21 protein-coding genes are annotated in these 23473 nt (G+C 45.0%); all 21 read right to left on the bottom strand.

What is annotated here, in order from left to right; all coding sequences use genetic code 11:
- Positions 1 to 141: 141 nt before the first annotated feature.
- The 21 genes from MKY95_RS12305 to cheB all read right to left on the bottom strand — a co-directional run bounded on the left by MKY95_RS12305 (position 142) and on the right by cheB (position 23448).
- Entirely contained in the window at positions 142 to 4461 is a 4320-nt protein-coding gene (locus tag MKY95_RS12305) for a PolC-type DNA polymerase III (RefSeq protein ID WP_036609313.1), read from the bottom strand.
- A 382-nt stretch (positions 4462 to 4843) separates the two neighbouring features.
- Positions 4844 to 6298, bottom strand: coding sequence for a proline--tRNA ligase (gene proS, locus MKY95_RS12300; RefSeq protein ID WP_036670387.1), 1455 nt, complete (start codon positions 6296 to 6298; stop codon positions 4844 to 4846).
- Positions 6299 to 6360: 62 nt separating this feature from the next.
- A complete protein-coding gene (gene rseP / locus MKY95_RS12295) occupies positions 6361 to 7632 on the bottom strand; it encodes an RIP metalloprotease RseP (RefSeq protein ID WP_036609317.1) in 1272 nt (423 codons plus the stop codon).
- Between the two features lie 113 nt (positions 7633 to 7745).
- Complete coding sequence (locus MKY95_RS12290; protein ID WP_036670386.1) at positions 7746 to 8885, bottom strand: 1-deoxy-D-xylulose-5-phosphate reductoisomerase; 1140 nt, start codon at positions 8883 to 8885, stop codon at positions 7746 to 7748.
- Positions 8886 to 8955: 70 nt separating this feature from the next.
- Positions 8956 to 9750, bottom strand: a complete 795-nt coding sequence (locus MKY95_RS12285) for a phosphatidate cytidylyltransferase (RefSeq protein ID WP_036670385.1) — start codon at positions 9748 to 9750, stop codon at positions 8956 to 8958.
- A gap of 16 nt (positions 9751 to 9766) precedes the next feature.
- Entirely contained in the window at positions 9767 to 10534 is a 768-nt protein-coding gene (locus MKY95_RS12280) for an isoprenyl transferase (RefSeq protein ID WP_017689151.1), read from the bottom strand.
- Positions 10535 to 10623: 89 nt separating this feature from the next.
- Positions 10624 to 11178 (bottom strand): ribosome recycling factor, encoded by a 555-nt coding sequence (gene frr / locus MKY95_RS12275; protein ID WP_036670384.1) that lies wholly within the window; start codon positions 11176 to 11178, stop codon positions 10624 to 10626.
- Positions 11178 to 11906 (bottom strand): UMP kinase, encoded by a 729-nt coding sequence (pyrH, locus tag MKY95_RS12270; RefSeq protein ID WP_017689153.1) that lies wholly within the window; start codon positions 11904 to 11906, stop codon positions 11178 to 11180. Before pyrH ends, frr begins: the two co-directional genes overlap by 1 nt.
- Positions 11907 to 12138: 232 nt before the next feature.
- Positions 12139 to 12789, bottom strand: a complete 651-nt coding sequence (tsf, locus tag MKY95_RS12265) for a translation elongation factor Ts (RefSeq protein WP_036609326.1) — start codon at positions 12787 to 12789, stop codon at positions 12139 to 12141.
- A gap of 115 nt (positions 12790 to 12904) precedes the next feature.
- Positions 12905 to 13603: a 30S ribosomal protein S2 gene (gene rpsB / locus MKY95_RS12260; RefSeq protein WP_017689155.1), complete on the bottom strand. Its 699-nt coding sequence runs from the start codon at positions 13601 to 13603 to the stop codon at positions 12905 to 12907.
- A gap of 296 nt (positions 13604 to 13899) precedes the next feature.
- A complete protein-coding gene (locus tag MKY95_RS12255; protein WP_036670382.1) occupies positions 13900 to 14526 on the bottom strand; it encodes an endolytic transglycosylase MltG in 627 nt (208 codons plus the stop codon).
- Positions 14527 to 14529: 3 nt separating this feature from the next.
- The gene (locus MKY95_RS12250) at positions 14530 to 15114 is read right to left on the bottom strand and encodes a hypothetical protein (protein WP_036670381.1); all 585 of its coding nucleotides are present in this window, start codon (positions 15112 to 15114) and stop codon (positions 14530 to 14532) included.
- A gap of 65 nt (positions 15115 to 15179) precedes the next feature.
- On the bottom strand, positions 15180 to 15500 hold the full coding sequence (locus MKY95_RS12245) for a hypothetical protein (RefSeq protein WP_036670379.1): 321 nt from the start codon (positions 15498 to 15500) through the stop codon (positions 15180 to 15182).
- A gap of 52 nt (positions 15501 to 15552) precedes the next feature.
- Entirely contained in the window at positions 15553 to 16962 is a 1410-nt protein-coding gene (locus MKY95_RS12240) for a FapA family protein (protein WP_076249810.1), read from the bottom strand.
- A 62-nt stretch (positions 16963 to 17024) separates the two neighbouring features.
- Positions 17025 to 17813 carry a FliA/WhiG family RNA polymerase sigma factor gene (locus MKY95_RS12235; protein ID WP_017689160.1) on the bottom strand — a complete coding sequence of 263 codons (789 nt, stop codon included), beginning with the start codon at positions 17811 to 17813 and terminating at the stop codon, positions 17025 to 17027.
- 15 nt (positions 17814 to 17828) lie between these two features.
- Entirely contained in the window at positions 17829 to 18272 is a 444-nt protein-coding gene (locus tag MKY95_RS12230; protein WP_253507499.1) for a hypothetical protein, read from the bottom strand.
- A gap of 4 nt (positions 18273 to 18276) precedes the next feature.
- The gene (locus tag MKY95_RS12225) at positions 18277 to 18774 is read right to left on the bottom strand and encodes a chemotaxis protein CheD (RefSeq protein ID WP_091031874.1); all 498 of its coding nucleotides are present in this window, start codon (positions 18772 to 18774) and stop codon (positions 18277 to 18279) included.
- The gene (locus MKY95_RS12220; RefSeq protein WP_100529443.1) at positions 18767 to 19387 is read right to left on the bottom strand and encodes a chemotaxis protein CheC; all 621 of its coding nucleotides are present in this window, start codon (positions 19385 to 19387) and stop codon (positions 18767 to 18769) included. The genes MKY95_RS12225 and MKY95_RS12220 overlap by 8 nt, the downstream gene beginning before the upstream one ends.
- Positions 19388 to 19397: 10 nt before the next feature.
- Positions 19398 to 19859, bottom strand: a complete 462-nt coding sequence (locus tag MKY95_RS12215) for a chemotaxis protein CheW (protein ID WP_036609340.1) — start codon at positions 19857 to 19859, stop codon at positions 19398 to 19400.
- Positions 19860 to 19900: 41 nt separating this feature from the next.
- Positions 19901 to 21973: a chemotaxis protein CheA gene (locus MKY95_RS12210; RefSeq protein WP_339198932.1), complete on the bottom strand. Its 2073-nt coding sequence runs from the start codon at positions 21971 to 21973 to the stop codon at positions 19901 to 19903.
- A gap of 32 nt (positions 21974 to 22005) precedes the next feature.
- Positions 22006 to 23448, bottom strand: coding sequence for a chemotaxis-specific protein-glutamate methyltransferase CheB (gene cheB, locus MKY95_RS12205; protein WP_036609344.1), 1443 nt, complete (start codon positions 23446 to 23448; stop codon positions 22006 to 22008).
- Between the last annotated feature and the right edge of the window lie 25 nt (positions 23449 to 23473).

The raw sequence follows: 23473 nt of genomic DNA, 5'->3' as shown, positions 1-23473 counted from the left end.
TCGTACTATCTCGTTCACTTCAAAAATTATAACATAGTCTGGTAATAGTGACAAGTAAGCGATGCTTCAGGCAGTTTACTTACTAATGAAGGAAAAATTACGTTCCCCCAACAATCGCTATGGTTAGATCCAAATTCAATCCTAGAAAAGGGAAAGCTGATTGCTCTCTGGCAAGCCACGGAAACATCCCATATTCGACAGGAGTTCAACAATAGTCTTACTTGCTTTCGACTTCTGCTGGAAGTCTTCCACTGACAGGAATTCACCATGATCTCTTGCCGCAGCGATATTGCGAGCTGCATTATCCCCGATTCCTGCCAAAGCTGAAAATGGAGGGATTAGTGTTTTTCCGTCAACGATGAACTTTGTCGCTTCTGAACGGTATAAGTCAATGGATTTCAGCGAGAATCCGCGTGCTGCCATTTCCAGACCCATTTCCAGGACAGGTAACATGTTTTTCTCTTTTGGAGGTGCCTGGAAACCTAATTGCTCAATTTCCGTAATTTTGCGATAGATCGCGTCATATCCCTGACACATCAGTTCGATATCAATCTCATCAGCTCGAACAGTAAAGTAAGTTGCGTAATATTCAATCGGATGATACAGCTTGAAGAACGCCGTACGTACTGCCGAAATAACATAAGCGGCCGCGTGAGCCTTCGGGAACATGTACTGGATTTTGAGACACGAATCAATGTACCATTGAGGCACTTTACAATTCTTCATCTCGTCAATCCATTCCTGTGGCAGACCCCGTCCTTTACGAACACTCTCGGTAATCTTAAATGCCAGACTTGCGTCCATTCCCGTTTTATAGATCAGAAATAACATGATATCATCCCGACAACCGATCACCGTCTTAATGTTACACGTTCCGTTCTTAATCAGATCCTGAGCGTTTCCAAGCCATACCCCTGTACCATGGGACAATCCGGAAATCTGCAGCAAATCGGCAAAAGACGTCGGCTGGGATTCAACAAGCATCTGACGTACAAACTTCGTTCCCATCTCCGGCACGCCAAACGTTGCGACTGGCGACCTAATCTGTTCCGGTGTAACACCCAAAGCTTCGGTTGAGTTAAACATGCTCATAACTTTCGGATCATTCATCGGAATGGTCGTTGGATCGACCCCTGTCAAATCCTGCAACATCCGCATCATAGTTGGATCATCGTGCCCCAGAATATCAAGTTTCAGCAAGTTTTCTTCAAAAGCATGATAATCAAAGTGTGTCGTTTTCCACTCCGCATTAACGTCGTCAGCCGGAAACTGAACAGGTGTAACGTCTTCGACCTCGATATAATCAGGTACTACAACAATACCACCGGGATGCTGGCCAGTGCTCCGTTTCACCCCAGTACAGCCAGAGGCCAAACGATTCAATTCAGCTCCACGCCATTTCTTCTGATGATGTTCCTCGTACTTCTTGGCAAAACCAAATGCTGTTTTCTCAGCCACCGTACCGATGGTCCCCGCACGGAAAACACTCTTCTCACTAAATAGTACTTTCGTATAGTTATGAGCATGAGGCTGATAATCACCAGAGAAGTTCAAGTCAATATCGGGAACTTTATCTCCTTTAAATCCAAGGAAGGTCTCAAACGGAATATCCTGGCCTTCTCCTTTAAGTGTGCCACCACAATCCGGACACTCTTTCTCTGGAAGGTCAAATCCACTCCGAACACTGCCGTCCAGGAACCACTCGCTGTGTTTGCATTCTGAATTCACACAAATATAATGAGCAGGTAGTGGATTAACCTCGGATATACCCAGGAATGTAGCAACAACAGAGGAGCCAACCGATCCCCGCGAACCTACGAGGTAACCATCCTGATTCGATTTTTTAACCAAGCGTTCCGAGATCAGATAGTTGGCAGAAAAACCGTATTTAATAATTGGAATGAGCTCTTTCTCTAGTCGTGCAACGATTACTTCTGGTAATTCCTCGCCATAGATAGACTTGGCAGTGTCATAGCAGGTATTACGGATTTCTTCGTCCGCACCTTCCAGAATTGGAGTAAACAGTTTGTCCGGGAATAACTTAATTTCCTCAAAGCGGTCAGATAACTCTACCGTATTTGTAACAACGACTTCGTAAGCTTTATCTTGGCCCAGGAACTGGAACTCTTCCAGCATTTCCTCTGTCGTTCTGAAATGTGCATCCGGTTTACGTTGATCTTTGAGTGGACTAAAACCTGTAATTCCGTGAATGGTAATATCCCGATATAACTTGTCACGCGGTTCCAAATAGTGCACGTTACCTGTGGCTATGACTGGTTTATTAAATTTTGCACCTATATCGATGACTTTACGGATCGCTGTTTTGATTTCTTCGGGTGTAGCCACCAACCCTTTATCCACCAAATGCATATACATGGTAAGTGGTTGGATCTCCAGTATGTCATAGAACTCAGCGATCTCTTCCGCTTCTTCGAGCGATTTGTTAAGCACCGCTTCGAAAAACTCCCCTTTTTCACAGCCCGATATAATAACAAGGCCTTCACGCAAATTAATCAGTTTTGATTTGGGAATGCACGGTACCCGCTTGAAATGTTCCGTATGAGAGAGAGATACCAGCTTGTATAGATTTTTCTTACCGACATCATTCAATGCATAGATTCCACAATGGAAAGGTCTTGTATTCGACAAGTCGACACCTACATAATCGTTCAAGCGATCAAGCCTCGTTAACCCTTTCATCTGAGCAGCATCATTTAATAATCCGATCAGTATACCCGCGAGTGCAATCGTATCATCAATGGCACGGTGATGACTTTCAAGTCCAACCTTATATTTATCTGCCATCGTATTCAGACGGTGGTTCTTATTTTTTGGAAATAACAATCGCGCCAGTTCCAACGTGTCAAGGACAGGGTTAGGAAGCTCTGGCATTCCAATTTGCTTCAGCGAAGCCTGGATAAAGCCCATATCAAAACGTGCATTATGCGCAACAAGCACACCATCACCAGCAAACTGCACAAACTCACGAATGACAGGCTCCAGCTCAGGTGCGTCTTTTACCATGTCATCATTAATATTGGTCAACTGCTGAATGTTGTAGGGAATGCGTTCATGCGGATTCACAAACGTTGCAAACCGGTCGATTTCTTTACCATCTTGCATCTTCACGGCTGCAATCTCAATGATTTTGTTCTGTGTTACCGACAAACCTGTGGTCTCGATATCAAATACGATGTATGTTGCTGTTTGGAGATCCAATGGCTGAGGAGCCATTACAACGGCAACAGAGTCATTCACGACATTGGCCTCGAGGCCGTAGATCATTTTAATCCCGTTTTTCTTAGCAGCCTTGGAAGCCTCGGGATATACCTGCACCCCACCATGATCAGTGACTGCAATCGCCTTATGTCCCCACTCTGCTGCCATTTTCACGTATTTGTCGATTGAAGTTACAGCATCCATCGTACTCATCGTAGAGTGCAAATGGAACTCCACCCGTTTCTCTGGTGCATTATCTTTGCGAGACGGCGGTGCTTTAACTTCAATCAAATCCGATGGAATCATGGCCAGTTCAGGAATTTGCATAAACCGGTCATATTCTACACGACCACGCACTTTTACCCATTTACCGTTAGCCAACAAACTGAGAATTTTAACATCCTCTTTTGTTTTGGCAAACATCTTCATTTGCATGGAGTCCGTGAAGTCGGTCAGGTAGAAGGTAAACAACGTATTTCCGTTTCGCAGTTCTTTACGATCCAGTCCAAACACCGAACCTTGAAGCGTGACCTTTTTCTCTTCATCCTGGATTTCCTGCATAGGTACTGCAGGTTCCTTGATGTCATAACCCATTTGCAAACGCAGATCACCCTGCTCCTCATCCACCGGGATTTCTGTGTCCACTTCACTCATCATCTTCTCGATGACCTCAAGTTCTTCTACACGTTTTTGGGCTTGGAACTGTTCCATGGCCTCTTTATTGCTTCCCACTTCACCCACTTGCATCTTGATGCGAAGAGGTAGATGAAAGTATTTTTCATAGAATTTCGTAATAGCCTGATCAATCTGTTTCTTACGAGCCAATTCCATCGACGTTGCATCACTCATTGTCAGTTGTAGGAGATCCTCTTCACATTCAAAGGTTGTCCGGTTCATCCAACCATTTACAGATGGAATCTCACGGGTAACCCACTCCAGAAAGAGATTCCAATATTCACTGACGATATCACCATTTTGTACTTGGTCCGTGTATTTGAAGCCAAATGAAATTTTGGCGATATGATTCATTTTCTCTTGGATATGCAGGCAAAATGTGCGATAGATTGGAGCGGGTACCAACGTATCCTTTGCAATCAGAATATTCCAATCCCGATTACTTCGATTGGTCTCTACTTGTTCAATCCATCCATCCAAAAAATAGGGCTCTAACAGACCAGCCGGAAGCTCTGCCTGTTTCATCAACAACTCAAACCGTTTTCTTTTCTCCTCGAATCCGCTCATCGTGTTCCTCCTTGTACCCCCTTAAAGCATGAAAAGCCCCTGCATTCAAAAATGTCACCGATCCGAACTCGCACCGACTCATTTTATCCGACAGAAGCTCTCCATTCATTACTCTTACAGTCCGTACGTGCCATTATATACATTGAACAAAAAGATATTTACACTTACCACTCCTATAACAGAACAACCTTCCGATCGCTGTTACCCCCAGATTTTTTGATTCCCATTTACAAAGGGGAAAATCCGGGGATAAAGGCGCAGTGTATGCTTCCGATGTAGCTTTCTTTCAGAAAGCTTTTAGCTCCGCTTCTTCAGGTTATTTCTGTTCTCTACGTTCTCATGTAAATGTTTAGTTCAATGTATATAGTCATGTGACCCTGACTTAGTATGCTCTTGCAAACACAACTGTGTGTTCTGCCTGTTCACCACAAGCCAGGCACGTATGCTTTTCTTCCGCAGGCTGGAACGGAATGTTCCGGCTTGTTGCACCTGTGACTTCTCTTACTTTATCTTCGCAAGTTTCCGAACCGCACCATCCGGCCAGTGTAAACCCGCGTTTATTTTCCATCAGTTCTTTCATCTCATCGAGTGTATCCACGGAGTAGAAGTTATCCGACATAAATGTGCGAGCACGCTCTAACATATCTACCTGGATCTGTGTCAGCATAGCCTGGATCTCTTCTACCAGGTTTGCTTGTTCTACCACTTTCTTCTCACCTGTGATCCGTGATACGAGTACACAAACGCCATTTTCCATATCACGTGGACCAATCTCCAGACGAATCGGAACACCGCGCATCTCGTATTCATTGAATTTCCAACCTGGGCGAACATCGCTGCGATCATCCATTTTCACACGGACTCCAGCTTTTTTCAACTCAGTGAACAACTCATCTGCACGCCCAACCACAGCATCACGTGTTTTAGGAGGTCCAATTGGAATCATGACCACTTGAGTCGGTGCGACTTTAGGAGGAAGTACGAGACCACGGTCATCTCCATGAACCATAATTAATGCACCGATCAAACGTGTGCTTACTCCCCATGAAGTAGTGTAAGCCAGCTCCAGCACATTATTCCGGCTAAGATACTGGATTTCAAATGCTTTTGCAAAGTTCGTCCCCATGTAGTGAGATGTACCTGCTTGTACTGCACGTCCATCCTTCATCATGGCTTCGATCGAGTAGGTATCCACCGCACCCGCAAACTTCTCGGACTTGGTTTTCTGACCCACAATTACAGGAATAGCCAAGTATTCCTCAACCACTTCACGATAAATCTGAAGCATTTTCATCGTTTCTTCACGTGCTTCTTCTTCCGTCTCATGCGCTGTATGACCTTCCTGCCACAGGAACTCACTTGTGCGAAGGAAAGGCAATGTTCTTTTTTCCCAACGAACTACGTTAGCCCACTGGTTGATCAGTACCGGAAGATCCCGATAAGACTGAATCCACTTGGAATACATGTGACCAATAATCGTTTCGGATGTAGGACGGATTGCCAGACGTTCTTCCAGCTTCTCTCCGCCAGCTTCCGTAACCCATGGTAATTCAGGGTTAAAACCTTCCACGTGCTCTTTTTCCTTTTGAAAGAAGCTCTCAGGAATGAACATCGGGAAGTAGGCGTTGCGATGACCCGTTTCCCGGAAACGACGATCCAACTCATCCTTAATATGTTCCCAGATTTCAAATCCGTCTGGTTTGAACACAATACAACCGCGTACGGGTGCATAGTCCATGAGATCAGCTTTTTTGATAACATCAATGTACCAGCGTGAGAAATCCTCACCCTGTGGTGTGATTTCAGTCACGAACTGTTTATCATTTTCCTTTGACATAAGACTCCAGCGTCCTCCCATAACGACTATCTCTGAATGTCCAGAGCGTAGTCCAACCGTAATTATCCGTTAATTAAACGTAATATATCATTGTAAGTTACTGCCAGCATCAACACAAACAACATCGCAAATCCGACGAAATGCACCATGCCTTCGCGATTGGGATCAACAGGTCTGCCGCGCAGCGCTTCAATTCCCAAAAATACCAGACGACTGCCGTCCAGTGCAGGTATTGGTAGCAGGTTGAAAATCCCAAGGTACAGACTCAAAATCGCTGCCCATCTCGTTAACTGTTCAATCCCTTGTTTAGCAATTTGTCCTGTCACTTCAAATGTGCGAACTGGACCACCGATATCATCCATGTTGAACTGATTGATCAGATGTTTAAAACCTTCAAATATTATTTTGGTTGTATCAACCATGGCCACGCCTGAGACTTTAAATGTCTCTACAAATCCAACAGATCGGGTTGGTAACGTAGGTACGATTCCCACTTTACCGCCCTCTTGTCCTTCTACAGCACGTGGAGTAATCGTTATATTAAACGTATCCGAACCCCGGCGCAGCGTCCATTCCATCGGCTTGTCTTTGGAATCGGCAATCATCGACACCATTTTTTGTGAATCCGTACCAATTGCAGTACCATTGATGGTTTCGATAATATCGCCCTTTTGCAGGTTCGCCTCATCGGCTGCCCCACCTTCAAGCACTTCACCAATTACAAGATTTTTTGGATTTTCCACTGGAACTCCTGCCATCTGGGCATATACAGCAAACAGCACAAAGGCCAAGATAAAGTTCATGAGTGGGCCCGCAAAAATAGCCAATGCACGCTGTCCAACAGTTTTGCTGCCGAATTGACGATCTTTCGGTGCAATCTGCGTTTGTTTACCACGACTTACCAACATTGCTTGAGGATGAATACGATACTCCTGAATCTCTCCATCTACATCGAGTTGAAGCTTCAGCGCTCTCTCCATATCAATGGAGATGACTTCACCACGTATTACATTTTTACGGTTATCCAGCTGATCCAGATAGATCATCTTCACCTGGTCATCCGCTGATCTTACCGCAATGGTCTGTCCTTCCTGGATCTCTACCAGTTCCGGATCTTCCCCTGCCATCCGTGCATATCCACCAAAAGGCAACAAACGCAATGTAAACTGGGTCTCGTTTCTTTTATATGAGAACAATTTGGGACCAAAACCGATCGCAAACTCCCGTACAAGAATACCGGCGCGTTTGGCAAAATAATAATGCCCCCATTCATGAACCGTCACGATGACAAAGAACATGAGCACCGTTAGAAATACCACTTGTATGGTTTCCAATCCCTATCCATCCTCCTTCACGGCACATACCGCAGTCTGTCCCTCTAGATTATCATTATTCTCTGATGCCGCACAAGAGAATCACTTCTTCCAATTTGTTATGAAAAAAGAGATTACAGACTCGCCGCAAGCTTACGGCTCTCCTGATCACAACGCGCGATCTCCTGAAGATCAGGCTCGTCCACATTGTGGTGTGCTTCCAGCACAGAAGCAATAATATCTTCTATTTTAAGGAATGAAATCTCTTTACGCAAGAAACGGGCTACAGCAACCTCGTTGGCTGCATTAAACGCCGTTGTTGCGGTTCCTCCCATTTTACCACACTCATACGCCATTCTTAAACACGGGAACCGTTCCATATCCATATCACGGAAATGTAATTTCCCAGCTTGAGCAAGAGACAGACGCTGTGCCGGTGATGGCAAGCGGTCAGGGTAAGTCAGTGCATATTGAATTGGAACTCGCATATCCGGATTCCCCAGTTGTGCGATGATGCTTGTGTCATCAAATTCCACATAGGAATGAATAACACTCTCTGGGTGAAGCAATACATTAATCTGATCATATCGAAGACCAAATAACCAATGTGCTTCAATGACCTCGAGCCCCTTGTTAACCATCGTTGCCGAGTCTATCGTGATTTTGGAGCCCATTGACCAATTTGGATGTTTAAGTGCATCCTCTATAGTCACGTTCTTTAACTGTTCACGGGTAAGATCACGGAATGATCCACCTGAAGCGGTGAGCGTGATGCCTGTCAGGCGTTCTTTGTTTTCACCATTTAAACATTGGAATATAGCAGAGTGCTCACTATCAACGGGCAGTAAAGAAACTCCTTTGGCAGCCGCTCTTGTCGTAACGATATGCCCCGCTGTAACCAATGTCTCCTTATTGGCCAGTCCGATCTGTTTGCCTGCATCTATGGCAGCAAGCGTTGACTCCAATCCAACACTGCCCACCACCGCTGTAACAACCGTATGCGCATCGGTTCCTGCCGCAACTTCTACGAGTCCTTCGTTGCCATAAAATAGTTGCGTTCCTGCTGGCAAATGTGGAGCTATCTTCTCCGCCAGTTCTTTGGACCCCACTGATACTTTCTTCGGCCGGTAACGTTTGGTTTGTTCGATCAGCAGGTCTGTATTGCCTCCGGCAGCCAGTCCCTCCACTTGAAAGAGTTCTGGATGCATGTCAACTACATCCAGTGTCTGGGTTCCAATGGAACCGGTTGACCCAAGAATCGCAATTTTTTTCATGCTGCACCTCATCTTTAATTATCCAATGCCTACGGCGAACAATGCTGTTATCTCAGACTCATGTTCTTCTTTAGTAGGGCAGTAGCATTAGTATATGTACGAATGGAAAAACAACAATCCAGCTGTCGCACCGATCAAGAATGCCTCCATGCCCTGGGAGAAGACTGCCTGAATCCTTGATATTATATACACGTTTGTATGCAGACTGGATCAAGTCACCCATCTGACCTACAACTGCACAGGCAATTCCGATCACAATCGCTCTCTGCCAGGAAAGCAAACCATCTGATACTAATGCAAAAATAACAGAAGTAACAATTGCAATTACGATGCCACCCAGTGCACCCTCTATAGTTTTGTTTGGACTGATAGAAGGCCACAGTTTGTTTTTACCAATGAGTTTCCCTACAAAATAAGCTCCTGCATCACTGGCCCATATGGAGCCCAGCAACAGGAACGTCCAGAACAACCCATGATGCAGATGTCTGGATTCTGCAATGTAATAGAAACCGATCCCTATATACAACACGCCGAGGAAAAGCATGGCCACTGTATTCACGGGAACCTTATTTTTGGTGACAACCGAAGCTGTCATCAGTACAAGCATTACTATCCAGATGACCTGAAATAAGGATAGCGGTCTTGCCTCCCAAAACATTTCCCAAGGAAACACAATGGCAAACACACCAGCATATCCAATCAGGGCCACACCTGAAAAAGGCATCACCCCGGTCATTTTAACAAATTCATAATAACCGATGAGAGCCATAAGCAATACCAAACCATGGTACCAGGGTCCGCCCAGCATGCAAAAACCTAAAAACAACACACCTGCTATGATTCCTGTCGTTAGTCGCTGTTTCAACGGCTTCATCCTCCATCTATTTCAAACCGCCGTAACGCCTTGTTCTGCGCTGATATTCGGCTACTGCTTCAAGCAAATGCTTTTTGCCAAATTCGGGCCAGTATATATCCGTAAACCATAATTCACTATATGCAAGCTGCCAAAGCATAAAGTTGCTTAATCTCAACTCTCCGCTCGTCCGGATCAGCAGATCCGGATCAGGCATGTCAACCGTCAGCATATGTCTATCAATGAGTTCAGGTGTTATATCCTCTGCCGATAGTTCCCCCGATTTCACCTGCAGAGCGATCTGTTTAACACAGTCCGTCATTTCACGACGACTTCCATAGTTCATTGCAAAATTCAAAACGAGACCTGTATTATGTTCCGTAAGACGAATGGCTTCCCGCAAGGCATTAATGGTATGAGAAGGTAAATGTTCCTCTTGACCCATCATGCGAATGCGCACATTTTTTTCTATAAGTTCATCCAGCTCTATAGCTAGAAATTCTTGCGGAAGTCGCATCAGAAAATCCACTTCTTCTTTTGGACGCGTCCAGTTTTCTGTCGAAAAAGCGTACATCGTCAGATATTTGATGCCCAGTTCATCCGCCGCGATGGTCGCACGTTTGACCGCCTTCATGCCATTTTGGTGCCCGGCTATACGCGGCAGCCCCAAACGTTTGGCCCATCGTCCATTGCCGTCCATGATGATGGCGACGTGCTGCGGGATATTGTCCTCGGATATAGTCAGCGTTTCCTGCTTGTCAGCCCCATTCCACCACGACCGAACCCGTTTGATCATTCCTGTTCCTCCAAAATCCCTGAAGTTTCTTTATCTGAAGCTTGGAAAAAGAGACAAAACCCCACCGTATTGGAGGGGCTGCGCTTGTCTTACACTTCCATGATTTCTTTTTCTTTGGCAGCGAGTACCTTATCGACTTCAGCAATAAACTTGTCGGTCGATTTTTGGATATCATCTTGATGTCTCCGGGATTCATCCTCAGAAATATCTGACTTTTCCAGTTTCTTGATGTCATCATTCGCATCACGGCGAATGTTACGAATCGCTACTTTACCTTCTTCACCGAACTTCTTCGTCAGCTTAACAAGTTCCGCTCTACGTTCTTCCGTCAATGCCGGAATAGACAAACGGATCATGCTACCATCATTGGCTGGAGTAAGACCCAGATCCGATTTCATGATGGCACGCTCGATGTCACTCATGGAGGATTTGTCCCAAGGCTGAATCATCAGTGTACGGGAATCCGGAGTACTGATATTAGCGAGTTGATTCAATGGCGTCATTGCTCCATAATACTCTACCTGAATTCGGTCCAGAAGAGCTGGAGTTGCGCGGCCTGCACGCAAAGTAGCCAGGTCACGACGCAATGCTTGAATTGCTTTTTCCATACGCTCTTCGGCATGTTGTTTAACCGCTTGTGGCATTAATCTACACTCCCTTTAACGATTGTTCCGATACGTTCGCCCAGAACAACACGTTTGATGTTACCTTGTTCCGTAATGGCAAATACGATCAACGGGATGTTGTTGTCCTTACAAAGCGAGGATGCCGTTGAATCCATTACACCAAGGTCTTTGTTAAGAATATCCATGTAAGTCAACTGATCAAATTTCACAGCTGTACTGTCCTTAAACGGATCTGCTGAGTATACACCATCAACTTTATTTTTGGCCATCAAGATAACTTCTGCTTCAATCTCCGCTGCGCGCAGTGCTGCTGTTGTATCCGTGGAAAAGAACGGGTTACCTGTACCTGCTGCAAAAATAACGACCCGGCCTTTCTCCAGATGGCGAATAGCTCTACGACGAATATAAGGCTCTGCAATCTGTTGCATTGCAATAGATGTCTGTACACGCGTAGGCACTTCAATCTGTTCCAAAGCATCCTGCAGTGCCAGCGAGTTCATTACTGTCGCCAGCATACCCATATAATCGGCAGTTGCACGATCGATGCCGTTTTCGCTACCGGCAATTCCACGCCAGATGTTTCCGCCGCCACATACAATAGCAACCTGTACACCAAGTGCAACAACCTCTTTTACCTGTTGGGCAATCGACGAGATCGTATCTGCATCAATACCGTAGCCGTTTTGACCGGAAAGAGACTCTCCGCTGACCTTTAAGACAACACGTTTAAATACTGGCTGTTCCAATTATTCACCCTCCACTTTGAATCGAACACGCTTGGTGTTCAACCAACAAAACTTCTCGCGCATGGCCTCCTGCTTAAAAAGAAAGGAACACAGTTGTGTTCCGCTCTTTTAGGAAAAACGTTTAACCGGTAAGGCACTGTTTTCCTGAGATATAAGGGAGTTTACGCTTCGAAGTTTCATCATTCTTATATCTTCGAAAATCAATTCTGCTCGCCGGTTTATAGAAACCGTCTTATTTGTTTACTTGGGACATTACTTCTTCTACGAAGTTGTCTACTTTTTTCTCAAGACCTTCACCCAGTTCGTAACGAACGAAACGACGGATGGAGATGTTTTCACCAATTTGGCTGATTTTTTCGTTCAGCAATTGAGAGATCGTTTTGTCTGGATCTTTAACAAAAGTTTGTTCCAGCAGGCAGTACTCTTCGTAGTATTTACCGATACGGCCTTCAACCATTTTTTCAATGATTTTTTCTGGTTTGCCTTCGTTAAGAGCTTGAGCTTTCAGAATTTCTTTTTCTTTTTCCAGCTCATCTGCAGGAACTTCTTCACGTGTAACGAATTTAGGATTAGCTGCAGCGATTTGCATAGCTACATCTTTAACGAAATCCTTAAATTGATCCGTTTTACCAACGAAGTCTGTTTCACAGTTAACTTCAACCAAGACACCAATACGTCCACCAGCGTGGATGTAAGATTCAACAACGCCTTCAGTTGCTGCACGGCCTGCTTTGCTTGCTGCTGCAGAAAGACCTTTCTCACGCAACAATTCAGCTGCTTTTGTTACATCACCGTTTGCTTCTTCCAGTGCTTTTTTGCAATCGAGCATACCAGCGCCCGTTCTTTCGCGAAGTTCTTTTACTGCACTCGCATTAACTGCCATTATAAATTCCCTCCAACATTAAGTATTGTACGTACACTCTAAAAAAAGGGCAGTGAGAGGTTATCCACCTGCCAACCACCCTTTTCATTTAGTTTATAACATATGTTCGAATCTATTAAGCGGAAGTTTCTTCGCCTTGGTTAGCTTCGATTACAGCATCAGCCATTTTACCTGTCAGCAATTTAACAGCGCGGATCGCGTCGTCATTACCTGGGATAACATAATCGATCTCATCCGGATCGCAGTTAGTATCAACGATACCAACAATTGGGATACCCAATTTGCGAGCTTCCGCAACAGCGATACGCTCTTTGCGTGGATCGATGATGAACAGGGCGCTTGGCAGGCCTTTCATATTTTTAATACCGCCCAAGAATTTCTCCAGACGATCTTTTTCTTTGCGAAGCAAGATTACTTCTTTTTTAGGCAATACAGCGAATGTACCGTCTTCTTCCCAAGCTTCCAACTGTTTCAAACGATCAATACGTTTTTGAATAGTTTGGAAGTTAGTCAGGGTACCACCGAGCCAGCGTTGGTTAATGTAAAATTGACCAGCACGTTCAGCTTCTTCTTTAACAGAATCTTGAGCTTGTTTCTTAGTACCCACGAAAAGAATTTTACCATTCTCTCCTGCGATTCCTTTAACGAAATTGTAAGCCTCTTCGACTTTTTTCACCGTTTTTTGCAAATCGATGATGTAAATTCCGTTTCTTTCAGTGAAGATATAACGATCCATTTTTGGGTTCCAACGACGAGTTTGGTGACCGAAGTGTACCCCAGCTTCGAGAAGCTGCTTCATGGAGATTACTGCCATCTTCACACACCTCCTAATATGGTTTTTATTGTGTCCTCCGCCGGCATCATTTTTCGCCAAGACTCTCCATAAGGAAAGCACCCTCAACAAAATTAGCACATGCGTGTGTTTTAACACCGTTATCTAATATAGCATAACTGACTGTCCGATGCAACAGTCTTTGAAGCTAAAATCTACTTTTCGTTTTTTGCTAGTATCGAATCATTTTAAACTTGATATGTAACTCAGGCGCTAATTATTATCAAGCTTTGAAAATGTACCGTTTAATACGCAAAAACCGTCCTGTCCGAGCATGCTCAGTTTGACGGTTCTTTCGTGATTTTTGCGATAATGGATTTGAAACTTTCGCCTTTTTCAAGCGCATAGGTACCCACCTGGATTTTGGTATTGATTCGCTCAGCCTTGCCAGCCTTTATGAATGCTTGAGCATCATCTACGATTCCCGCAGTTTTTAGGTTTGCTGCAACGATCGCCAGACTGTTGCCTGAACGTACTTTAAATGATACTGTTGCGCCTTTCGGATTGCTTGGCGTTACAGGTTCTGTTGTCTTCGGCTCAGTTATCTCTTTCTGCCCTTCACCTTCACTTGCAGCAGGCTCTTGTGGCTTCTCAGGCTCGGTAGGTGTTTCCGTAGAGGTTGCTGTCTCTGGCGGTGTTGCTGTACTCCCCTGCAACTCACTGCTCTCCTGCTTTTTCTTTGCCACCCACTCTGCTTCTGTGTATAGTTCCTCTTCAGAACCGACCAACTTCATATCCAAGGTTTTCGCGGCCGTTTCAAGCTGTTCTTTGGTCATATTGGCAGTCTGCTCGGGGTCCAGATTACTATCCGACAATGCATTTTGTCCAACTGTGGCCAGTTGAAGCAAAACCGCACCAATAATCATGCCGCTCCCCAGACCAATCCATAAGGATCGCTTGTCCATGACTTAGCTTTCCTCCCGTTCTGCCAGTTGCAGTATTAACTGTACCTCACCTCGCTGAATGCCTGTCTGCTTGGATATGGCATCCATCGACTTACCTTCAGCATGTAGATTAAAGAGTTCTGCATATCGATCTTTAATCGATTCACGCCCAGGCAAAGATTCGACTTCACTGGTCTGTTGGTCTGCTTCTAACGCCTGCTGGGCCGCCTCTGCTTGTACACTTTTCACGAGCGCTTGTGCTTGCAAACCTTCGGAAGATTGTACGGATACATTACCGGAGTGTGGAACAGGTGATGCGACAGCTTCATTCTTTTTGCTCTGTTCCAGCTGATCCAACCGCTGCTGTAATTCCTGAAGTTGCAATTGCATACGTTGATCGGCTGCTGTCGCTTCTCCCTTCATTTCAGCCACACGTTGAATAAGAGCATCATTATCATTTTCGATCTCGGTCATGTAGTGCTCAAGCGTAGATTCCATCTCCTGCACCAGTTGATGCCCAGGCTCTTGCACCTTGTTTTTCCGTGGCATAATACAAGCGTAGGCGATGGCGCAGGCCCCTAATATGACAATAATGATCCATGGTGACAAATTGGGTTCTCTCCTTCTGATTCAACCATCGGTGCGCAAGACTGCATGTCCATAACAACCATTTATTATAAAGACAGATCTATGTGTTTTCCCTTGTAAGGGTGCTCTGCAGGTTTCACAGTTTCTTGAGCTTGAGACTGAACCGTCTCCTGTCCATCGGAACCACTCTGCTGATCTCCATCATGGTTATGCCCATCACGCACCGAAGTCTGTGAAGTTTCGTCCATTGCTTCACTTCGTTGCCTTGCTTCATTTGCTTCTTTCGACGTTTGCTCTGCCAAAAGATTCTGATCCGTAATCGGTCGCTGCTGGGCTTCACTTTGATAACGTCCCGCTTCACTTGTTCGTGGTACCGCAATCTGCAACTCCACTGCTTTGAAACTCATACGCTCACCTCACGGTTTCGAATGGATTTCTTCCTGTGCCTGAATGCTGTACTTAAACGTATGGAACCATCGTAATATCACCATCGTGATAATAAAATGAAATTCGACTCACTGGATCTTTAATAAATTTCGTGTATCTGCCGATAACTATTTTAGAGCCTCCATAAATCATCTTCAGAATATCAACACGAGCATTACTTGTATCTTCAAGTGCCTTTTCAATTTCAAAGATACGCATTTTCGTTTCTTCACTTATACGAAGAGCAGATTTCTGCGTAGCATTCAGCTTGATTCGCATCGACATCTTATCTGGAGTTAGTTGTCCAGCGGCAGCTAATTGATCCAGCAATGTCAAAGCTTTCTTCGTTTTGTCCAAGGAATCCATCTGCTCTCTGACTTCCTTGCGCAAATCATTGAGTTCGTTACGCAGCTTTGGTAGCACACCAACTTCAATGGAAGTGACCGTGGACATGCTGTTGCCCACAACACGCGCTGAGACGTTCTGGCCAGCCTGGATCGAGCCACCAACAATAAGACCCTTGGTTCCCGCACAGATGACACCGTGGCCAGCACGAATATTAGAATGCATAATACTTTGGGAAACCAGAACATCTTCACCGGCATCTACGTTGCCTTCTTGAATGAAAGTACATTTAACATTATGGCCTGCTTGTACCAGTCCTTTGTTATAACCAATAATACCACCGGTAATTTCGATTGAGCCGCCTGCTTCCAGTTCAGCTCCTTCGACACCTCCGACGACACGAATGTCCCCTGCTGCTTTTACTTTAAATCCGGTAAGTACATTGCCTCGTATGACAACTGTGCCTACAAAGTCGATATTACCGTTATTGTAGTCAACGTCACCATTGACTTCATAAACCGGAAACACATTCAGTTTGTTACCGTCCGTTTTGGTAACCAGCCCATCCAGTGCAGCATACATCGCAGAACCATCCGGGTTAATCACAACGTTTTTCCCAACTTTAAACCGAGCTTCTTTTCCCGGACGATAAGGAATTTCCTCACCCGTTACTGCCCTGCCTGGTATGCCATCGCTAGGAGCGATCCGCTCTGCAATGATCTGACCACTACGGACATTGTTTAATCGGGTCACTTCTTTGTAATCGACAGTTCCATCTTCCGATTCCAGTGGTCGTCGTTCATTCGTATCGTCCATTCCAACCAGGACCTTGATGAAGCCATCTGTTCCTTGAATGGGAGCGACACCTTCTGCAATCTTGTATTTATCTTTCAAATAGGTTTCAGGGTTGTTCACAAAAAGTAATAATGCCTCTCGCGATACACCTTGTTTGATGCCCTTGTTTGCCACAAATTGTTCAAGTTCATCGATCGTGCAGGCAAAGCCTTCTTCCTCTTTGGAAAATTCAAGGTAGGCTGTGCATTTGTCGTCCGATAAAACAATGTTTAAACATTGTTCCAAAGCAGTCCGCTGTGTCACCGCAATTCTTCCCCCTTTTAGACTTTCCACTCCCCAAACTCCAATGATATTACTTCTCTCTATTAATCTTTACGCATCAACAAATCTTTCTGTTTGTCCAACGTGCCGCGTAATCGTAATATTGCCTTGGAATGTAACTGGGATATACGAGACGGAGAAAGAGACATAACCTCAGCAATTTCACTAAGAGAAAGATCTTCGTAATACAAGAGTGAAACAACCGTTCTCTCTTTTACCGTCAACTTGTCAAGCCCTTGCACCAAAGCTTCCTTCAAATAAAACTCATTCACTTTATAATCCGGATTTTTAGCTTTCTCATCCACCATCAAAGACAGACGAGTCTCAGACTCTTCCTCACGAATTGGGTCCTCCAACGAGCAAAGTGACATGACTGCCACTTCCTGAAGCATATGTTGAAAATCTTTAGTGGATACGTCCAAGTACTCGCTCATTTCCTCATCACTAACAGACCTGAGATAACTTTGTTCCAGCTGTTGGTAGGCGTCTTCAATTCGCTTGGCCTTCTCACGCACAGAACGCGGAACCCAATCACCTTGACGCAGACCGTCAAGAATGGCTCCGCGGACCCTCCATGATGCATAAGTTTCAAATTGCAGACCACGTTCATAGTCGAACTTCTCCAATGCATCAATTAACCCCATAACGCCATTGCTCTCCAAGTCATCCTTGGGAACATTTTTGGGTAAACCAACAGCCAGTCGACCGGATACATAATTTACAATATGAAGATACTTTTCAATCAACGTTTTCTTGGCTTCAAGATCTCCATGTTCTTTCCACTTTTCCCACAGATCAGAATGGTTCAAATGTGAAGCTTTACGCTCGTTCAATTACTTTCACCCTCCTTATTTGTCTGTCAGGTGACGAACGGCCTGCGCCAATTCCTCCGGATCCTTGGTCCGGACAAGTTTAGGCGGATCCAAAGGGGCGAATCCCGTTGGAGCTTTCGTCTCAGATGGCGGAAGATCGTCCCCAGATGAAGCGTTCTGTCCACTCTTGAGCAAATCATTCAGCTCTTGTCCATCGTCTTCGATTTTAATGTCCACCTGTGAACCTCTTTGATCTTGAGCACTTGATGAATCATAACCATACCCATTTCCCTCGATCTGAGGGTTCAGCAGCAATCCCAATCCCCAGCGTAAACCATATGCAAGGACAAACCAGGCTACGAATCCGATCAATCCGCGAATTAAACTGGTCATCAGCACATTGCTGCTGTATGCTACAAAAAAAGTAAGAATAAACCCAACGATGCCTGCTCCAAGATTAATGCGGTAGTTTCCTATCATAGTCTTATAGTTCCTTTACACCCATTTGTACGCTTCGAATAGTCAAAAGTCCAGTTTCACAATCCATCTCAATCGTTCGTCCATAATTCCCACCCGTATCTTCTGCTAGAAGAGGGATATTTAGTTTTTGAAGCCACTCTCGACAAGAATCTGCATTCCTTGGTCCAATACGCATTGTATCTCCAGCGCCAGCAAAGGCAAACATCTGAGAGCCTCCGGCCATTTTAGACACAATACGTGAGCGAGAAGCGCCTAGTTTAATCATCTTTTCCAAAAGCTCAGGCAACGCCGTGTCCGCATATTTCGCAGTGTTCAGTTTCCCTTCACGGGCAATCTCTGAAGTAGGAAGCATGACATGCGCCATTCCAGCCAGCTTCAAATGTGGGTCATACATTGTTAATCCCACACACGAACCCAAGCCAGTCGTACGGATTACACCAGGAAGATGAGCGATGTTTAAATCCGCCATACCGACTTTAACGACGCTTTTGTCCTCAATCATAGCTCAGTGGCACCCCTAGCGATTCAAATATCTTTGCAAAGGATGGTGGATCCGGAATGAGGAAAAACTGACCCTCAACTTGATCTTCACCTTCAAAGAAAGATGTGTCAATCAACAATGCAGCGTCACCCATCTCGCCAAATTGCAGCAAGCCATAACTTAGAATGGCACCTGCCATGTCGATGGCAAGTCCAGGGACAGTTGGATACATAGACAACTTCGTGAAATCTGCCAGAGAAGAAAGATAGGATCCAGCCAAAATATTTCCAATCTCGGAAAGCGCTGATTGTTCCATATCTGTAAAATCAAGTCCTTCTTTCAGATCAAACCCGGCAAGTCTATTTAATAACATTTTAGCAGCCTCTGGTGTCATCATAAAGAAAAGATTTCCCGGTGCCTCGCCTTCTACACGAAGAAACACGGTAACCACGATGCGTTCATCTCCGCCCACTTTTTCGGCAACTTCTTCAAAAGGGAGCATTTGTACTGTAGGTACACCCATGTCAATCGGTCTGTTGAGGAGTTGAGACAACGCCGTTGCGGCGTTGCCTGCTCCAATGTTACCGACCTCTTTGAGCACATCCATCTGGAATACCTCAAATCGGTTGAACATCTCCACGGTACTAGCCCTCAACACTTTCCAGCTGTACAATCTCGCTTTTATTTAATACTTCGTTTAGGTTGAGCATGATCAACAAGCGTGAATCTTCCAATTTAGCAACACCTCGCAGGTATCTCGCTTTGACGCCGCCAACCACTTCTGGTGGGCTATCGATCGCACTGCTCTTGATATCAATAACATCATTGGCAGAATCTACGATAAAGCCAACTTGCATGTCGTCTACACCTACGATAACAATACGAGTCTGATCCGTGTATTCCGTTTCCGGAAGGGAGAAACGACCGCGTAGATCAATGACCGGAATTACAACACCGCGTAGATTAATAACTCCTTTTACAAAGGAAAGTGTCTTGGGAACACGGGTAATTGGCATCATGCGCTCAATCGTCTGAACCTTGTCTACCTCAATACCATACTCTTCGGAACCCAATTTAAAGACGATGACTTTCAACTCTTCTTCCATGTAAAAAACCTCCCTATTAAATGTAACACTTAGCTCTATGCTTATTTAATAAATGCATTAGGATCAAGAATCAGGGCTACTTGCCCATCTCCGAGAATGGTTGCTCCAGAGATTCCTTCAATAGCAGGAAGATAGGTTCCCATTGATTTGAGAACAATCTCACTTTGTCCAATAAATTCTTCAACAGCTACGGCTGCAAGACGGTCGCCTTTGCGAATCACGACAATTTCTGTTTCTTGCTCATCAGCGTCATTGAAATCCGGTACAGAGAATACTTCGCTCAAAGACAAGTACGGAATAAGTGACTCACGGAACGTGATCATTTTATTGCCGTGAATATTACGAACTTGCTCACGTTGTACAATGGCCGTCTCTACAATGGAAGACAACGGAACAGCATATTTCTCAGAACCAAGTCGTACAAGCATTGCAGCAATAATGGATAGTGTCAACGGAAGCTGAACAGAGAAGTTCGTTCCTTTGCCTGGAATTGAATGAATCGTTACATTACCGCCAAGCGAAGTGATCTTCGATTTTACTACATCCAACCCAACGCCCCGGCCAGAGATATCCGAGATAATATCAGCAGTACTAAAACCAGGTGCGAACAACAGCTGATTCACTTCATCATCACTCATTTTGGCACCTTGTTCTTCGGTTACAACACCACGTTTGATCGCGGTTTTCAAAAGCTTGTCGCGATAGATACCTTTACCATCATCTTCAATTTCGATAAATACGTGATTTCCACTGTGGAAGGCACGCAGGTTTACTGTACCCATCTCTGGTTTACCTGCAGCTACACGCTCTGCAATGGATTCCACACCATGGTCAACCGCGTTACGCAGTAAATGCACAAGCGGATCACCAATCTCATCAATTACCGTACGATCCAGTTCCGTCTCAGCACCTGTAATCACCAGATCGATTTTTTTATCAAGTGTCTTAGCCAGATCACGGATCATGCGCGGGAATCGATTAAATACGGTATCTACCGGAACCATTCGCAATTTCAGTACAATATTTTGCAAATCTGTGCTAACTCGACTTAAATGAGCTACTGTATCAGATAAATCATTGTTGCCTGTTTCACTGGCCAGTTGCTCCAGACGTGAACGGTCAATCAACAATTCACTGAACAGGTTCATCAATACGTCGAGACGTTCAATATCCACACGAATGGTACGTGAAGGTGCAGCAGCTTGCTTCGGTGCAGCTGTTTTAGCTGGTGCCGTTGTGGTTTCTTCTTTGGGTACAGAATTCTTATCCGGCGAAGCAACCTCAGCTACAGCTGTTGGTGCGGGTGGCGCTTCAACTGTAGCTGCTACCTGATTGGCCATCTGCTGAAGAGTCTCCTGATCCAGTTGAATGAGCTTTGCACTTTCAATTTCAGAGATACTCATGATGCCTTCTTCCAGTTCGTGCGCTTCTTTAGTTGTTATGTAATACAACGAGAAACTGCGCTCAAACTTCTCCTGCTCAATATCCTGAACGGATGGGTAAGCCTTAACGACTTCACCTGAACGTTCCAGCATATCAAAGACCATATAAGCCCGTACACCTTTTAACTGGCTATGCTCGCTAACAAGCACATCCACGTAGAACACACGATGACCTTCGGCGATCGACTGATCCAGCACTGAATATTGGAATTCATCCAGCTCCACGGCCGAAGAGATTGAAGCGTTAGCCGGCTTGTTTGTTTCTGTAGCAGGTCCATTTCCGTTTGTCATTTCACCATTTTCAATGGCTTGAAGTGAAGCTACGATCGACGACACATCTGCTTTACCTTGTCCACCTTCGGTAATATCTTGAACCATAGTTTCCAAAGCGTCCAGACTCTTGAACATGGTATCAAAAATGTAATCCTGCATTTTCAACTTCTCATTACGAACCAGATCCAACACATTTTCCATTTTATGTGTCAGTGATGCCAAATCTTCAAAGCCCATAGTTGCTGCCATACCCTTCAAGGTATGAGCAGAGCGGAATATAACCTGAACTATGCCCAGGTCTTCCGGATTGCCTTCAAGTTGAAGCATGTTTTCGTTAAGCGATTGCAGATGATCATTAGACTCATCAATAAACATGGATAAATATTGGTTCATGTCCATTGTGAGGCACCTCCTCCGTGAGTTACACTCCGTTATTTCACTGCTTGAACAAGTTTAGAAGCAATCTCCTGCAATGGCAGAAGATGACGAACGCATTGCAGCTCTACAGCAGAACGCGGCATACCATATACAACACATGTTTCTTCATTCTCGGCAAAGGTTGATGTAACTCCGGCTTCGTATAATCTCTTCATCATACGTGCTCCATCACTTCCCATTCCCGTTAGCAAAACAAGATGCCTTTGTAAAGATGTAAACGGCAGAAGTGACTCAAACATCGTATCCACTGAAGGTCTATGTCCATTCACTGGTTGATCTTCAGTCAGCTTCACGATAAACTTCCCGTCTGCTGTTTTGTTAACTTTCACATGGAATCCGCCAGGTGCTATATAGGCGGTTCCTTTTTTCAGAACCATGCCCTCTTCAGCTTCAACCACATGCAGTGGACTGAATGTATTCAATCGTTGAGCCAGAGAACGTGTGAAATTGGGCGGCATATGCTGCACAATAATGACCGGTGCAGGCAAATCAGCAGGCAACTGCTCGAGCAATGTCTTGAGAGCCCTCGGTCCACCCGTAGAACAACCTATTGCCACAAGTTTGTTGAATGGTCCTTCCAGCCCCCCTCCACCTTTGGGAACAGGATTAGGCTTGATTACATCCTTGGCTTTTGCAGAGGCAGAAGTTGCCGCTATTTGATCAGCTGCCACTCTAGCTGCATTAGGTAGTCGAACTTCCTTTGGAGTCTGTACTGGATTAGCTGACCTCACTGCTTTTTCTGCCTTCGTCCCCAAATTACGCTCAGCCTTTGGCAAAGGCTCCGGTTTATTCTCTACGCGACCTGGTTTTGAAGGTGACAATGGTTCAATTGGTTTCTTTGCTTTGGCCTGAAAGGCTTCAGTCCGCTCTCGAAGAGAGCGTTGAATCGTCTCAACAGGTTCGATCGTTTTTTTCACAGGCTCCGCTCGATCCCTAGCCGGCAGTTCTTTCTGCACTGGCTGAGTTGGGGGAACAACTGCTCCTCGCAACATGTCTCTATTTTTCATGGATAACTCACGATCAGCTTTTCTTTTGATCTCATTCATCGCAGCTCGCATGCGCTCAACCAAGGCTTTACCAACTTGAGCAATATCCTGGTCATGTGAAATAGATGGTTTGCGAATGAAGTCAAATGCCCCAGCTTCAAGCGCCATAATGGTTTCTTTCATGCCTTGTTCATTGATACCAGAGAGCATAATCACAGGAACGAAAGATTCCTTCATAATTGATTTTAATGCATCCAACCCATTCATTTCGGGCATCTCAACGTCCATTGTAATAATATCGGGTTTCAATTCTAGTGATTTTTGAATCGCTTCTCTACCGTTTGATGCCGTTGCCGTAACCTTGAATTCCGGATCCGCTTGGATCAAATCCGTAACAATCTTACGCATAAAAGCGGAATCATCGACAACCAATACTTGATACGCCGCCATGTTGTGTCACCCCTGTTTCCTTTAT

The organism is Paenibacillus sp. FSL P4-0176 (assembly GCF_037975265.1).
In the GTDB taxonomy this organism is placed as follows: domain Bacteria; phylum Bacillota; class Bacilli; order Paenibacillales; family Paenibacillaceae; genus Paenibacillus; species Paenibacillus amylolyticus.
Note: the sequence above shows the minus strand (reverse complement) of the source record. Positions and strands in the feature narration are given on the sequence as shown.